General features: G+C 51.6%; 17 protein-coding genes. 6 read left to right on the forward strand and 11 right to left on the reverse strand.

Features of this window, described 5'->3' with window-relative positions; all coding sequences use genetic code 11:
* Positions 1-124 precede the first annotated feature (124 nt).
* The 3 genes from rcsF to proS all read left to right on the forward strand — a co-directional run bounded on the left by rcsF (position 125) and on the right by proS (position 3,111).
* Positions 125-535: an Rcs stress response system protein RcsF gene (gene rcsF / locus A7983_RS02655; RefSeq protein WP_005973474.1), complete on the forward strand. Its 411-nt coding sequence runs from the start codon at positions 125-127 to the stop codon at positions 533-535.
* The gene (tsaA, locus tag A7983_RS02660) at positions 532-1,248 is read left to right on the forward strand and encodes a tRNA (N6-threonylcarbamoyladenosine(37)-N6)-methyltransferase TrmO (protein WP_005973476.1); all 717 of its coding nucleotides are present in this window, start codon (positions 532-534) and stop codon (positions 1,246-1,248) included. Before rcsF ends, tsaA begins: the two co-directional genes overlap by 4 nt.
* 144 nt (positions 1,249-1,392) lie before the next feature.
* The gene (gene proS / locus A7983_RS02665) at positions 1,393-3,111 is read left to right on the forward strand and encodes a proline--tRNA ligase (protein WP_005973478.1); all 1,719 of its coding nucleotides are present in this window, start codon (positions 1,393-1,395) and stop codon (positions 3,109-3,111) included.
* A 106-nt stretch (positions 3,112-3,217) separates the two neighbouring features.
* On the opposite strand, the gene rpoS is transcribed toward proS, so the two are convergent.
* From rpoS to ftsB, 7 genes are all read right to left on the reverse strand, one after another.
* Complete coding sequence (gene rpoS, locus A7983_RS02670; protein WP_005973483.1) at positions 3,218-4,210, reverse strand: RNA polymerase sigma factor RpoS; 993 nt, start codon at positions 4,208-4,210, stop codon at positions 3,218-3,220.
* 53 nt (positions 4,211-4,263) lie between these two features.
* Entirely contained in the window at positions 4,264-5,286 is a 1,023-nt protein-coding gene (gene nlpD, locus A7983_RS02675; protein WP_039478277.1) for a murein hydrolase activator NlpD, read from the reverse strand.
* A 471-nt stretch (positions 5,287-5,757) separates the two neighbouring features.
* A complete protein-coding gene (locus A7983_RS02680; RefSeq protein WP_005973487.1) occupies positions 5,758-6,384 on the reverse strand; it encodes a protein-L-isoaspartate(D-aspartate) O-methyltransferase in 627 nt (208 codons plus the stop codon).
* A gap of 134 nt (positions 6,385-6,518) precedes the next feature.
* Positions 6,519-7,565, reverse strand: coding sequence for a tRNA pseudouridine(13) synthase TruD (gene truD / locus A7983_RS02685; protein ID WP_005973489.1), 1,047 nt, complete (start codon positions 7,563-7,565; stop codon positions 6,519-6,521).
* 102 nt (positions 7,566-7,667) lie between these two features.
* Positions 7,668-8,165 carry a 2-C-methyl-D-erythritol 2,4-cyclodiphosphate synthase gene (gene ispF / locus A7983_RS02690; protein ID WP_005973491.1) on the reverse strand — a complete coding sequence of 166 codons (498 nt, stop codon included), beginning with the start codon at positions 8,163-8,165 and terminating at the stop codon, positions 7,668-7,670.
* A gap of 53 nt (positions 8,166-8,218) precedes the next feature.
* The gene (ispD, locus tag A7983_RS02695) at positions 8,219-8,932 is read right to left on the reverse strand and encodes a 2-C-methyl-D-erythritol 4-phosphate cytidylyltransferase (protein WP_005973493.1); all 714 of its coding nucleotides are present in this window, start codon (positions 8,930-8,932) and stop codon (positions 8,219-8,221) included.
* A gap of 3 nt (positions 8,933-8,935) precedes the next feature.
* Entirely contained in the window at positions 8,936-9,271 is a 336-nt protein-coding gene (ftsB, locus tag A7983_RS02700) for a cell division protein FtsB (protein WP_005973495.1), read from the reverse strand.
* 340 nt (positions 9,272-9,611) lie between these two features.
* On the opposite strand from ftsB, the gene A7983_RS02705 reads away from it, so the two are divergent.
* From A7983_RS02705 to A7983_RS02715, 3 genes are all read left to right on the forward strand, one after another.
* Positions 9,612-10,382 carry a basic amino acid ABC transporter substrate-binding protein gene (locus tag A7983_RS02705; protein ID WP_005973496.1) on the forward strand — a complete coding sequence of 257 codons (771 nt, stop codon included), beginning with the start codon at positions 9,612-9,614 and terminating at the stop codon, positions 10,380-10,382.
* Between the two features lie 133 nt (positions 10,383-10,515).
* On the forward strand, positions 10,516-11,280 hold the full coding sequence (locus tag A7983_RS02710; protein WP_005973498.1) for an amino acid ABC transporter permease: 765 nt from the start codon (positions 10,516-10,518) through the stop codon (positions 11,278-11,280).
* Positions 11,267-11,989, forward strand: a complete 723-nt coding sequence (locus tag A7983_RS02715) for an amino acid ABC transporter ATP-binding protein (RefSeq protein ID WP_005973500.1) — start codon at positions 11,267-11,269, stop codon at positions 11,987-11,989. The genes A7983_RS02710 and A7983_RS02715 overlap by 14 nt, the downstream gene beginning before the upstream one ends.
* 75 nt (positions 11,990-12,064) lie before the next feature.
* On the opposite strand, the gene A7983_RS02720 is transcribed toward A7983_RS02715, so the two are convergent.
* The 4 genes from A7983_RS02720 to cysD are packed head-to-tail and all read right to left on the reverse strand — an operon-like array spanning position 12,065 to position 15,484.
* Positions 12,065-12,397 (reverse strand): DUF3561 family protein, encoded by a 333-nt coding sequence (locus tag A7983_RS02720; protein ID WP_025919292.1) that lies wholly within the window; start codon positions 12,395-12,397, stop codon positions 12,065-12,067.
* A gap of 58 nt (positions 12,398-12,455) precedes the next feature.
* Positions 12,456-13,073, reverse strand: coding sequence for an adenylyl-sulfate kinase (gene cysC, locus A7983_RS02725; RefSeq protein WP_005973504.1), 618 nt, complete (start codon positions 13,071-13,073; stop codon positions 12,456-12,458).
* Complete coding sequence (gene cysN / locus A7983_RS02730) at positions 13,074-14,564, reverse strand: sulfate adenylyltransferase subunit CysN (protein WP_005973506.1); 1,491 nt, start codon at positions 14,562-14,564, stop codon at positions 13,074-13,076. It abuts the gene before it with no gap.
* Between the two features lie 11 nt (positions 14,565-14,575).
* Entirely contained in the window at positions 14,576-15,484 is a 909-nt protein-coding gene (gene cysD, locus A7983_RS02735) for a sulfate adenylyltransferase subunit CysD (RefSeq protein WP_005973508.1), read from the reverse strand.
* Positions 15,485-15,487: the final 3 nt, after the last annotated feature.

Below are 15,487 nucleotides of genomic sequence, written 5' to 3' on the forward strand. Positions count from 1 at the left end.
GAAGTATGACGTGTATACACGTTTAATTAAAAGATATCTGCAAGACGGGCTAAGGCCCGTCTTGTTATTTGTGCAATTGCTTGCTTCAATACTCGCTCTTTGAGAAAAAGCAGAGGAATCCTTAATGCGTGCTGTTCCCTTTATATTGTTAGCCATGTCGCTGACAGGCTGTTCTTTATTTCAGAAGCCACAGGCACCCGTTCCTCAACCTGTTGTTGAAACCAAAACCGTAGAACCGGCACCGAAACCGAAGCCTCCCGTTCGCCCTGCTCCAGCCGTGCTATATAAAAGCGCTGAAGAATTAGTGGGTAAACCTTTCCGTGATATGGGTGAAGTGTCTGGCTCCTCATGTCAGGTCAGCGCTCAGGACGCTCCACCCAACGCGGCAAATGCGCGTAAAAGAATGCAGAACCGCGCAACCGCAATGAAGGCCAATGCGGTCTTACTACATGAATGCCAAACCGTCAGTGGCGTAGCCGGTTGCTATAGCCAAGTCGTTTGCCAAGGCACCGCGCTGAAAGTATCTGCACAATGAGTCAATTTGTTTTCAATCAGATCGGGATTATCCGTTCACCGTATAAAGAAAAATTTGCCATTCCGCGGCAACCGGGTCTGATTGAAGATGGAGGCGGAGAACTTCAGCTATTACCACCGTACAATCAGGCAGAGTGTGTACGGGGACTAGAAGATTTCAGCCACATTTGGGTACTATTCATCTTTCATCAAACGATGGAAGGCGGCTGGCGTCCAACGGTTCGGCCACCGCGTCTGGGAGGAAACACACGTACAGGCATTTTCGCTACCCGTTCCACCTTTCGCCCTAACCCTGTCGGCATGTCGCTGGTTGAATTAAAAGGAATCCGTACCAAAGGCGATGCGATCACGCTCGACTTAGGTAGTCTCGATCTGGTCGATGGCACACCGGTCGTCGATATCAAACCTTACCTACCCTTTGCAGAAAGCCATCCTCAGGCACGAGCGGGTTTCGCCCAAATGGCACCCGATGCCGCGATGCCAGTCTCTTTTTCTCCTCTTGCAGACAGCCAGATCGCAGGACACCAAAAGAAATATCCGCAGTTGAAACGCTTTATCTCGCAGGTCTTGGCACAGGACCCGCGCCCGGCCTACCGCAAAGGGGAAAGCACCACGCGGGAATACGCCGTTTTACTGTTGGAGTTCAATGTGCGCTGGCGCGTCTGTGGAGAACAAACCGAAGTGCTAAGCCTCGATCCTGTACCCGCGTGTTAATACACGAGCCAGGCAATATATTCTAAAATTGTTCCTACTCTCTTTTGACACGCCGCCCACGCTGGTAAACTAAACCACTTTTTATGTGCCTTCGGCTGCGCGGCAGCCCTATGCTATTTGTCGTTCTAACGGAACTAAAACCCCATGCGTACTAGCCAATACATGCTCTCCACTCTCAAGGAGACGCCAGCCGATGCGGAAGTCATCAGCCATCAGTTGATGCTCCGTGCAGGAATGATTCGTAAACTGGCCTCCGGCCTTTACACCTGGTTACCGACCGGTTTACGTGTTTTGAGAAAAGTTGAAAACATCGTGCGCGAAGAGATGAACAACGCGGGCGCTATTGAAGTGTCTATGCCGGTTGTTCAGCCTGCCGATTTATGGGTGGAAAGTGGACGTTGGGATCAGTATGGCCCAGAGTTGCTGCGCTTTGTCGATCGTGGCGAACGCCCATTTGTACTCGGTCCTACACACGAAGAAGTTATTACTGACCTGATTCGTAATGAAGTCAGCTCTTATAAGCAGCTACCACTGAATTTCTTCCAGATTCAAACCAAATTCCGCGATGAAGTTCGCCCACGTTTTGGCGTAATGCGCTCACGTGAGTTCCTGATGAAAGATGCCTACTCTTTCCACACCTCACAGGAATCGTTGCAGACTACCTACGACGCCATGTACGCCGCTTACAGCAAGATTTTCAGCCGTATGGATCTGGATTTCAGAGCCGTCCAGGCAGATACCGGTTCTATCGGTGGTAATGCGTCCCATGAGTTCCAGGTACTGGCAACCAGCGGTGAAGACGATATCGTTTTCTCAACGGAATCCGACTACGCGGCAAACATTGAATTGGCAGAAGCTGTCGCGCCGAAATTAGGCCGCGCAGAAGCGATGGAAGAGCTGCGTGTGGTGGATACACCAAACGCCAAGACCATCGCCGAGCTGGTTGAGCAATTTAAGTTGCCAGTAGAAAAAACCGTGAAAACACTGCTGGTTAAAGCCACGGAAGAAAGCGGTCATAAACTGGTTGCGCTTCTGGTGCGCGGCGATCACGAGCTGAACGAAATCAAGGCTGAGAAAATTGCTCAGGTCGCCAGCCCGCTGACGTTTGCAACGGAAGACGAGATCCGCGCCATCATCGGCGCAGGTCCTGGCTCACTGGGCCCGGTCAAGCTGTCGATTCCCGTCGTTGTCGATCGCACCGTTGCCGCCATGAGCGACTTCAGCGCTGGCGCGAACATTGATGGCAAACACTATTTTGGCATCAACTGGGAGCGTGACGTTGCACTGCCGCAGGTTGCAGATATCCGCAATGTGGTTGAAGGCGACATCAGTCCAGACGGTAAAGGCACGCTGCAAATTAAACGCGGTATCGAAGTGGGCCACATCTTCCAACTGGGCAGCAAGTATTCTGAAGCGTTGAAAGCGACCGTTCAGGGCGAAGACGGCCGTAACCAAACGCTGACGATGGGCTGCTACGGTATTGGTGTAACGCGTGTTGTCGCAGCCGCGATTGAGCAAAATCATGATGAACGTGGCATCATCTGGCCAGACGCGATTGCGCCTTTCCACGTTGCCATTCTGCCAATGAACATGCACAAATCTTTCCGCGTGAAGGAAGTCGCTGAGGATATCTATCAGCAGTTGCGCGCTAAAGGTATTGAAGTTCTGCTCGACGATCGTAAAGAGCGTCCAGGCGTGATGTTCGCTGATATGGAGTTGATTGGTGTACCGCACACTATCGTCATTGGCGATCGCAATCTGGATAGCGAAGAGATTGAATATAAAAATCGTCGCGTCGGTGAAAAGCAAATGATTAAAACCAGCGAAATCATCGATTTCCTGCTGGCGAATATCGTGCGCTAATCGCTATTACGGCTCCGCCCTTTCACACGGAAGGGCGAACGACAGACATAAAAAATGGTGGGTTTCCCACCATTTTCACTTCAAGACATCAGTAACCCGTCACGAGTTATTCACGAAACAGTTCTTCAATGCTCAAACCCTGAACCTGCAAAATTTCCCGCAGGCGGCGTAAACCTTCAACCTGAATCTGACGAACACGTTCACGCGTTAAGCCGATTTCACGACCCACATCTTCCAGCGTAGCCGCTTCATACCCTAGCAGGCCGAAACGACGCGCCAACACCTCACGCTGTTTGGCATTAAGCTCAAACAGCCATTTAACGATATTCTGCTTCATATCGTTATCCTGCGTGGTGTCTTCAGGTCCGTTGTCTTTTTCGTCTGCCAGAATATCCAGCAGCGCTTTCTCCGAATCACCACCTAACGGGGTATCGACGGAAGTAATACGTTCATTCAGGCGCAGCATGCGGTTGACGTCATCGACTGGCTTATCAAGCTGCTCGGCAATTTCTTCCGCACTCGGCTCGTGATCCAGCTTATGAGACAATTCGCGCGCGGTGCGCAGATAAACGTTGAGTTCTTTGACAATGTGAATAGGCAAACGGATGGTGCGGGTTTGATTCATAATCGCCCGCTCTATCGTCTGTCGAATCCACCACGTCGCGTAGGTTGAAAAACGGAATCCTCTTTCAGGATCGAATTTCTCCACCGCACGGATCAGACCGAGATTCCCCTCTTCAATCAGATCCAGCAACGCCAGACCACGATTGTTGTAACGGCGGGCAATTTTCACTACCAGCCGCAGGTTACTCTCGATCATTCGGCGACGTGATGGAATATCACCACGCAGCGCGCGTCGGGCAAAATAAACTTCTTCTTCTGCGGTTAAAAGCGGCGAATAGCCGATCTCTCCCAAATAGAGCTGTGTTGCGTCTAAAACACGCTGTGGGACCCCTTGAGATAGCAGCTCGTCTTCCGCCGAGTCACTATCATTGGTATCTTCCTCTGCCAGCGCTTTATCGTCAAAAACGTCAAGTCCATTTTCGTCGAAATCGGTCTCTTCATGTAACTCGTTAACTTTCAGCGTACTTTGGCTCATAAGTGGCTCCTACCCGTGATCCCTTGGCAGAATACCGAAATACTCTGCCCGATTTATCGCTGCGGCAGAAAACGCAGCGGGTTTACGGATTTCCCCTTGTAACGAATTTCAAAGTGCAAGCGAACTGAGCTGGTGCCTGTACTGCCCATCGTAGCGATTTTTTGTCCTGCCGTGACATCTTGTTGCTCACGGACGAGCATCGTATCGTTATGGGCATAGGCACTGAGGTAGTCATCATTATGCTTGATGATTATCAGATTTCCGTAACCACGTAGCGCATTGCCCGCATACACCACGCGCCCATTAGCGGTTGCGGTGATCGGTTGCCCACGTGAGCCGGCGATATCAATCCCTTTATTTCCCCCTTCTGAATCGGAGAAACTATCTATGACTTTCCCATCGGTAGGCCAACGCCAACTGCTTACAGCAGCCGTATTGCTGCTGGCAACAGCCGCTGGTGCGGAAACAGGAGCGGTTGTTGTTGCCCCTGCCGTAGGTAACATCTTACCTACATTCTGTTTACCCTGATTAGCAGAATACGCATTAGTTGACTGAGAATCAACCGATGTAGTTTGTATTTGAGTACTTGATGGCGGCGTTGGTACTCCACCTCGGGTGGCGTCGGTAGTCGCCAACATTCCACCGCCGCTCGTCAGGCCACCGCCCGACGTATTATTGCCGGTACCATTACCTAAGCTCAGCGATTGCCCCACATTCAGGCTGTATGGCTCTGGAATATTATTGCGCTGCGCCAGATCTCGGTAGTCATTGCCGGTAATCCAGGCGATATAAAACAGGGTATCTCCCCGCTTAACGGTGTAGGCATTGCCGCCGCTGTAGCTGCCTTTCGGGATATTACCGTAGCTGCGGTTATAAACGATCCGGCCATCGGACGCTGTTGCAACATTTTCACCTGCCGCTGAAATGCGCGGTGGTGGCGAAGATAACATTCCCCCTCGGCTGCCCGTGTTTCCGTCAACGCTGCTAATTGGTGCGGATTTGGAATTATTGTTGGAGCATCCAGCTACCCCTAAGACAACCACCATACACGCAGCAATCTGACGAAAATTCATCATTCGGCTTCCCATGCGCCTAACTCCCCTATAACTATCGCGTTCAAAAAAGTAACTATATCCATCATACTTCAAGTTGCATGTAGGTTGGCAATACTCGCCTCACCTCTGAACTTCGCACTGGCGGGCCAACGCTCTGCGTTGTTCAAAGCCCCCGTATGTTGCCCTGCAACTCGAATTACTTAGGGTATATAACGTTCAAAAAAACAGTAATACTCGGAATTCAATTTGGACGTGTCTGCTTCGCATCTGCTGTTGCTTCACTAACCGTAGCGTAAATGATTGTAGCGTAACCGATATTTTATTCATTAGTTGGAATGAGAAAGATCGCTAGTTCACCATCGCTGGCGCATAGGCAAAACAGGAGAGGCACCACGATGATTAGATGCTAACCATATCAACCAGTTCGCACCATAAAACCGTTGTATTGAAATGTTAAAGACTTAGCAACACATACATACCACCGCCACGGTATCAGGCTAATTCGCCTTTGACTAGCGGAACAAACCGAACTGCTTCAACCGTTTGAATAATAAATTCGCCGGCATGGCGCTGAACAACTTGCAGTATTTGCGACTGTTCTCCGACAGGCAACACCATCACGCCGCCCTCATCAAGTTGTTCCAACAGCGCCCGAGGAATTTCCGGCGGTGCTGCCGTAACGATAATCGCATCAAACGGCCCACGCGACGCCCATCCTTGCCACCCATCGCCATGACGGGTAGAAACATTGTGCAAATCAAGTTGCTTTAAACGACGTTTAGCCTGCCATTGCAGCCCTTTGATACGTTCAACCGAACAAACGTGCTGAACTAAATGCGCTAAAATCGCCGTTTGATAACCGGAGCCGGTGCCAATCTCAAGCACGCGGGATACCGGCGTCAAATTGAGCAGTTCCGTCATCTTCGCAACCATATAAGGTTGCGAGATCGTCTGGCCGGAGCCGATAGGTAGAGCGGTATTCTCATACGCTTTATGTTCGAAAGCCTCGTCAACAAAGCGTTCTCTAGGTACGCCTTCTATTGCCTTCAGCAGACGTTCGTCCTGAATGCCTTGCTGGCGCAATTGTGCCAGCAACGTTTCTATACGTTTGTTTACCATTCCCCGCCGACCTCAGCTCTGGTTAACCTCGTCACCAATACAGCAATTTTCCCGCACAGGGGTAAGCCAGCTATCACGCAGTGGCCAGCATTGATTCTCTTCAACTATGTTCCGCAAAAAAGCGTCACTGCGCATCAGGCGCCAATATCGGTATCCTGCTGTGCATGCAGTAATTCACGTACCACACTGGTCGCAAAGCTGCCCGCAGGTAGCCAGAATTTCACTTCCACGGTTGCGTCATCCTGCCATTCCCACTGCATTTGCTGCGGATAAAGCAGCACAGCACGCCGGGCAGGTTCAACCCGCTCACGTTTGACCAAAGACCATAATATTTCTTGTCCGGTCAAGGCCCGTTCTTCAAATTCCCGCGCGTCATTCTGTGTGCCCAGTTCACCATCACCAGGCAGCGGTGCAGTAATCTGGAGTTCGCCAGCGTCAAGACGCACCTGTAAGGCTTCCAGTTCGTCAGGTTTGGCAACAAACCAACTGCCGCGTCCCGTTAGCTGTAATGCATCACCACACAGAACGCTTTTCGCTTGCTGCTGCGCCAATCTCGTACTGGCAACCTGATTAAACATCGCACTGCGGCTGGCAGAAAGATAAAAGCTACGTTTACTACGTTCTTTTACCCGAATTTCGTTGTTGGCCCAAAGACGCGCTTGCTCAAGATTATTCCCGTTGCGCCCAAAACGCTGGCGACCGAAATAATTAGGGACACCGTTAGCAGCAATCAGCGCCAAACGTGCGTCCACCTCGTTTCGATCGCTCACCTGACGTAACACCAGAGTAAAATGGTTACCCCGTAGCGCACCAATGCGCAGTTTGCGGCGGTGGCGGGTTACTTCAAGCACGTCACAGCCGTCAAGTTCCAGCGAGGAGAAATCGGGCGTCTCTTTTCCCGGCATGTGCAGGCAAAACCACTGTTCGGTGACAGCATGGCGATCTTTCAGGCCAGCATAGCTGACAGCGCGCAGCGGCAGGCGAGTAAATTTTGCCAGCATTTCAGCCACAAATTGCGTATTGCAGCCGCGCTTGCGTACACGCACCAAGACCTGTTCACCATCACCATCGGGCAGAAACCCCAGATCTTCCACCACCAGAAAATCTTCCGCAGTGGATTTCAATGAGCCAGTAGCCTGTGGTTCACCGTGCAGCCAGACGAGTTGTTCGCTATTTTCCATCGTTATCCCACAAGATACATAACCGGATAATGCACAGTCATGACATTGTTTCTTATACTGTTAACGTTCTATTATTGACAAGGCATTGTTGATAAAAACGGCTTACCACGCGACAATTTCGCCCGTTTCTTTTTTCACTAATAAGGCAACGGCTTCGCAGGCAATGCCTTCGCCACGGCCGGTAAAACCCAACTGTTCTGTCGTGGTCGCTTTCACGTTGACGTCATCCATATGGCACTGCAAATCTTCCGCCAGATTCACGCGCATTTGCGGGATATGGGGAGCCATTTTCGGCGCTTGCGCAATAATTGTGACGTCCAGATTACCTAGCTGATAGCCCTTTTCATTGATACGACGCCAGGCTTCACGCAGCAGGCCACGGCTGTCCGCACCTTTAAAGGCCGGATCGGTATCAGGGAACAGTTTGCCAATATCGCCCAGCGCGGCGGCACCCAACAGGGCGTCAGTCACCGCATGCAACACCACATCCCCATCGGAATGTGCCAGCAGGCCTTGAGTATAAGGAATTCGCACACCACCGATCACCAGCGGACCTTCTCCACCGAACTTATGGACATCAAAACCGTGACCGATACGCATCGCGCGTTCTCCTTATCTGTATTTAACGAATAAATTTAGCGAATAAAATGAGGTTACTGCAAACGGGTTAAATAGAATTCGGCTAATGCCAAATCCTCTGGACGCGTGACTTTTATATTATCCGAACGCCCGCTGATAATTTGCGGACGATAGCCACAATATTCCAGCGCTGAAGCTTCGTCCGTGACGGTAATGCCATCCTGAAGCGCACGTTGCAAACACGGTTTCAGCAGCGCCGCCGGAAAAAGCTGTGGCGTCAGCGCATGCCACAAATCGTTACGTTCTACCGTGCGGTCGATAAACCCATCTGTGCCGCGTTTCATGGTATCACGAACCGGTGCAGCCAGAATTCCGCCGACGTCACTCTGCCCGGCAATCGCCAACAAACGAGTCAGATCGTCCTGATGCAGGCACGGACGCGCAGCATCATGCACTAACGCCCACGCCGTATCGGCAACAGCAGCCAGCCCAGCCAGTACGGAATCCGCACGCTGCTGCCCGCCCATCACGACACAAATACGGGGATCGTTGGCAATCGCCAAGGTATGAAAAAATACGTCATTCGGACTAATGGCAACAACGACACGCTGTACTCGCGGATGGCGTAAAAGCGCATCGATGGTGTGTTCAAGAATGGTTTTATGGCCGATCGCATCATTGCCAATCGTCAGGTACTGTTTAGGACGATCGTTCTGCATCCGGCTGCCGTTACCCGCAGCGGGTAAAACGGCAACAATTTCTGGCGGGGAAAGGCGTGGTGTCTGCATGCGTCAACGTTGTGTATTATTGGATGAAGTCATATTGGGTGAACTCGTATTCGCGCTACGATGCCCTGATTCAGGCACCAGACGATAAAAACTTTCGCCGGGTTTGATCATACCCAGTTCATTGCGTGCGCGCTCTTCTATCGCCTCTTGTCCGCCATTGAGATCGTCAATTTCGGCAAACAGTTGTTCGTTACGGTCTTTTAATTTGGCATTGTTCCCCAGTTGGACGACAACATCATCGTTCACCCGAACATAATCGTGAATGCCATTTTTGCCCAGCCACAGTGAGTACTGAAGCCAGCCAAGCAATATCAATAATAACAGCGTAAGCTTTCCCATCCCGCCCCCGAAAAACCGCCTAATCATCCCATAACTTTTGTTTCGACTCCACTGTGTCCAGCAGTGGAAGGCAAGATTCCCCACGTTGCGTGCAAAAATAGGGATATTTCTGGTAAGCAGCAGGCTAAATCCTCTCTCGCAGGCTCCTCAAATTCATCTATTCACCAGCATCATTCTTTCTGCAACCTCCACCATTTGTCAGGAGACGCAAAACGCAGGCCTCGCATGGGCAAAACCGCTCATAGGAAAAACGTCAGTTGAACCATTAATGCTATCTGTGTATTTTTATGCATACAAAGTGCATAAAAAAAGAAAATTTACCTTTAAACCAGGAGAAACCATGTTCAAAAAACTGTTATTCGTTGGGGCGATTTTCGCTACCGCACTATCCGCCAGCGCCTTCGCCGCTGAACAAACTTATGTTGTCGGCTCTGGCGGGACCTACCGTCCCTTTGAGTTCGAAAATGCGCAGAAAGAGCTGGAAGGTTTTGATATTGATATTATTAAAGCAGTTGCCAAGGCGGAGAATTTTAATATCAAGCTGATCAATACCCCGTGGGAAGGCATCTTCGCGACCCTGAATTCCGGGGACCGCGACATTATCATTTCCGGTATCACGATTACCGACAAACGTAAGCAAATGGTCGATTTCTCCGCGCCTTATTTTCCTGCCGAGCAATCGATCGTCATTCCTAAAGGTTCGACGATCGACTCAATTGCCGCACTGAAAGATCACAAAGTGGGCGTCGTGAACTCCAGTACCGCTGATATCGTGGTTTCCGATGTATTAGGCAAAAACAGTACATCGATTAAGCGCTTTGATAACACCCCGTTAATGTTACAAGAGCTGTATGAAGACGGTGTGGGTGCTGCGGTTGGCGATGTGGGCGTGGTGAAGTTTTACATTAAGACGCACCCTGAAAAACAGTTCAATCTGGTTTCCGACGCCAAATTCGAACGTCAGTATTTTGGCATCGCCGTAGCGAAGGGCAACGATCAGTTGCGTGAGAAGATTAACGCCGGACTGAAAAAAATCGTTGCTGACGGCACCTACGCCAAGATCTATCAAACCTGGTTTGATAACAACGTGCCAACCTTACCCGCAGAATAACGCCTGCAATACGCCGCGCACTTCTCCTGGTCTCCACCGCCTCGCATGAGACGTCGCATAAACCGGACAGCCAGCCTGTCCGGTTTACTTTAGAAAAATCATTACGTTAGCCTATTGAAAAAAGGAAACGATCTTGACGGGATTTCGTTGGGAGATCATTCAGGAATATGCCCCCTTATTTATGGAAGGCACCTGGATGACCATCAAATGCACCATTATCTGTGTCATTCTTGGCACCTGCTGGGGATTAACGCTCGGATTAGGCCGCTTAGCGCAAGCGCCGCACGGGCCGTGGAAATATATCCTGCACTACGGCGTTCAATGGCCGGTGCGCATCTACATCAGCGCCTTTCGGGGTACGCCGCTGTTTGTGCAAATCATGGTGGTGCACTTCGCGCTGGTGCCGCTGTTCATCAACCCGCGTGATGGACTGCTGGTCACCAGCAATATCATGTCGGTCGATTTTGCCCGCACATTACGCTCAGATTACGGCGCGTTCCTCTCGTGCGTGGTAGCCATCACGCTGAACGCAGGCGCCTATGTCTCTGAGATATTCCGCGCTGGTATTCAGTCTATCGATCGCGGTCAAATGGAGGCGTCACGCTCCCTCGGCATGAGCTATGGCCGCACCATGCGGAAAGTGATCCTGCCACAGGCTTTTCGCCGTATGCTGCCACCGCTGGGTAATAACGCCATCGCGATTGTGAAAGATTCCTCGCTGGCTTCGGCGATCGGGTTGGCGGATCTCGCCTATGCCGCTCGCACGGTATCAGGGGCTTACGCCACGTACTGGGAACCCTACCTGGCGATCTCTATCGTCTATTGGGTTATTACTTTCCTGCTCTCGCTGCTGGTGCGGCACATGGAAATGAGGTTTGGCAAAAGTGATTCACGTTAATAACCTGCAAAAACAGTTTGGCGATACCCATGTTCTGCGTGGTATTTCCTGTGATATCGCGCCTCAGGAAGTACTCTGCCTGATTGGCCCATCTGGCTCAGGAAAAAGTACCTTTCTGCGCTGTATCAACGCGCTGGAAACGCTATCGGCGGGCGAAATTACGGTCAACGGTTTTGCCATTCACGATCAAAAAACCGATATCAACCGCATGCGTGAAAGCGTAGGGATGGTGTTTCAACGCTTTAATCTGTTCCCCCACATGACGGTGTTGGAAAATGTGATTATGGCTCCGATGGGCGTGAAGAAATTACCCCGTGCCCAAGCCGTCGAACGCGCTAAAGCGTTGCTCAGTAAAGTTGGTTTGCTGGATAAAATCGATGCCTGGCCGAACAGCCTGTCCGGTGGTCAGCAGCAGCGCGTCGCGATTGCCCGCGCGTTAGCGATGGAGCCAGCAATCATGCTGTTCGATGAGCCGACATCTGCGCTAGATCCAGAACTGGTTGGCGAAGTGCTGGCAGTCATGAAAACGTTGGCGAACGAAGGCATGACCATGGTCATCGTGACTCATGAAATGGCCTTTGCTAGAGAAGTCGCGGATAGAGTGATCTTTATTGATCAGGGGATTATTCAGGAACAGGGGACGCCAGAGGCGATCTTCACGCATCCGAGTAACCCACGCACGCAGGCCTTCTTGAGCAAGATCCTGTAAATACGTTGAATGCTGTAAAATAACAGGCTGTCAGCGCCTTTTGCGCTGGCAGCCTTCTCCCTTACCACCTTTCTTTTACCACCCGGTCAGAAAAGAAAAAACCAGCCAGAACAGACAGACCACCGTCAGTCCCGTCGCAAAAAGCGTGTAAAAAAGATAGCCTCTCAGCAGAAAGCTAAACCCGACGCCAACCAGCACTGAAAACGGCATCAGCGCCAAAAAGAACGGCCACGTGTAAAGCATGAAGAAAAACGTAGTATTAGAGCCATACACCAGAAAAGGGATACTGAAAGCCAGCCAATAAAAGGAGAACCCCGTCACCGCTCCCATAAACAGATAGGAAACGCTGTCATCCTCTTCTTGCGCTGGCCGAGTCTTACTAATCGTTAACTGCGTGGCATTTTGCATAATCTTTCCCATTCTTCCCCTGCATCACCCAACAACTCGGTGAAAAAAAGCGGGGACATCAGAGCTTGATAATAGCTCGCTTGCCAAGCAGATCTAACAATTGGCCGGTCAAATTTGTTACGAATTGTTCACCATCCAGATGGCTATCCGGCGCTTCCGGCGCTTCGTACACTGAGTCGATCCCAGTGAAATTACGCAACTCCCCCGCCCGGGCTTTTTTATACAACCCTTTAGGGTCGCGCGCTTCGCAGGTCGCTAACGGCGTATCGACGAAGACCTCAATAAATTGCCCCTCACCGAGCAGATCCTGCACCATTTTACGCTCGGCGCGATGCGGTGAAATAAACGCGGTCAGTACCACCAGACCGGCATCGACCATCAGCTTGGCGACTTCACCCACGCGGCGGATATTCTCGCGCCGATCGTCGTCAGTAAAGCCGAGATCCCGGCATAGACCGTGCCGAACATTGTCGCCATCCAGCAGGTAGGTGCTGACACCACGCTGGTGCAATGCCTGCTCCAGCGCTCCCGCTAGCGTAGATTTACCGGACCCAGACAGCCCGGTAAACCAGATAACGACGCCTTGATGACCATGTAGTTTCTCGCGCGACTCACGGGTGACATCGTGCGCATGCCAAACCACGTTATCGTCAGTCGATTCATCGCGTAAAGACACCTATTTTCCTCCCAACAAATCGCGCGCACCCCAATGCGGGAAGTGACGGCGCACCAGTGCATTCAGCTCCAGTTCAAACGCACTGTACGCACCCGGTTCCTGATACACCTGTTCGATAGGCTCGCGCACCAGGCCAGCGCCTACCGTGACATTACTCAGACGATCGATAAAGATCATCCCGCCTGTCACTGCATTATGTTGATAATTGTCCAGCACCAGCGGCTCATCAAAAACCAGCTCAACGGAGCCGATACCGTTCAGCGGCAGATTTTCGGCTACGCGCTGCGTCAGCGTATTGATCTCAACCTGATATTGAATATTCTCAACCCGAGCGCGCGTTTTCTTACCGCCAATCTTGATGTCGTAACTTTGTCCCGGCACCAGCGGCTGTTCCGCCATCCAGACGACATCCACCAACGCATGCTGCACCGCTTTCAGCGATTCGCTGCTGTCGACCAGCAGATCGCCGCGGCTGATATCGACTTCATCCGCCAGTACCAGCGTAATCGCTTCACCGGCCTGTGCCTGTGGCAAATCACCGTCAAAGGTCACGATGCGGCTAACGGTGGATTCTACGCCGGACGGCAGCACTTTGACCCGCTGCCCGACACGGATAATGCCAGATGCCAGCGTTCCTGCGTAGCCACGGAAATCCAGATTCGGGCGATTGACGTATTGCACCGGGAAGCGCATCGGCTGTTCCAACGTGCGCTGTGCCACATTGACCGTTTCCAGCACATCCAGCAACGTTGGTCCGGTATACCAGCCCATCGTCGTGCTTGGCGTCGCAACGTTGTCACCATCCAGTGCAGAAATCGGCACGAAGGTAATATTCAGGTCGGCAGGCAGTTGCTGAGCAAAATCCAGATAATCCTGCTTAAACTGTTCAAATACCGTTTGCTGGTAATCCACTAAATCCATCTTGTTCACCGCCACCACCAAATCGCGAATGCCCAGCAGGGTTGCGATAAAGCTGTGGCGACGGGTTTGATCCAATACGCCCTTACGCGCATCAATCAGCAGGATCGCCAGCTCGCAGGTTGATGCGCCGGTTGCCATGTTACGGGTGTATTGCTCGTGTCCCGGCGTATCCGCGATGATAAATTTGCGTTTTTCCGTCGAGAAATAGCGGTAAGCCACGTCAATCGTGATGCCCTGCTCACGTTCAGCTTGAAGCCCATCGACCAACAGCGCCAGATCCAGCTTTTCGCCCTGCGTCCCGATACGCTTGCTGTCATTGTGCAGCGTACTGAGCTGATCTTCATAAATCTGGCGCGTATCGTGTAGCAAGCGGCCAATCAGCGTACTCTTCCCATCGTCAACGCTGCCACAGGTCAGGAAACGCAGCAGCGTTTTATCCTGCTGCGCATGTAAATACGCTTCCACACCGCCTTGCTCGGCGATCTGCCGAGCAATCGCATCGTTGATAACGACGGCATCTTTCTCAGCCGCATTTTCCGCAACTGTGTCTTTTAAAGAAATTTGGCTCATTCGACGATTCCTCAGAAATACCCTTGACGCTTTTTCAGCTCCATTGAACCGGCCTGATCGCGGTCAATTACCCTTCCCTGACGTTCACTGGTGGTGGAAACCAGCATCTCTTCGATGATTTCCGGCAATGTCTGCGCATCCGATGCTACCGCGCCCGTCAGCGGCCAGCAGCCCAGCGTGCGGAAGCGCACCATACGTTGTTCGATCACTTCACCCGGTTGCAGATCGATGCGATCGTCATCCACCATCAGCAGCATGCCATCGCGCTCAACCACCGGACGCGGGGCAGCCAGATACAGCGGAACAATATCGATATTTTCCAGATAGATATATTGCCAGATATCCAGCTCGGTCCAGTTGGAGAGTGGGAAAACGCGGATGCTCTCGCCTTTGTTAATCTGACCGTTGTAGTTGTGCCACAGCTCCGGGCGCTGATTCTTTGGGTCCCAACGATGGAAACGGTCGCGGAAGGAGTAAATACGCTCTTTGGCACGAGATTTCTCTTCATCGCGACGCGCCCCGCCAAATGCAGCATCAAAACCGTATTTATCCAGCGCCTGCTTCAGCCCTTCGGTTTTCATGATGTCGGTGTGCTTGGCGCTGCCGTGTACAAAAGGGTTAATCCCCAGCGCTTCCCCCTGCGGGTTGCGATGCACCAGCAGTTCACAACCGTAGGCCTTTGCCGTCCGGTCACGGAATTCGTACATTTCACGAAATTTCCAACCGGTATCAACATGCAGCAGCGGGAAAGGCAGCGATCCCGGATAAAACGCCTTGCGCGCCAAATGCAGCATCACCGAAGAGTCTTTACCGATGGAATACATCATCACCGGGTTACCGAACTCGGCTGCCACTTCGCGGATGATGTGAATGCTTTCGGCTTCAAGCTGCCGTAAATGCGTGAGTCGTTTCTCGTCCATACC

Source organism: Pectobacterium wasabiae CFBP 3304, assembly GCF_001742185.1.
GTDB lineage: Bacteria > Pseudomonadota > Gammaproteobacteria > Enterobacterales > Enterobacteriaceae > Pectobacterium > Pectobacterium wasabiae.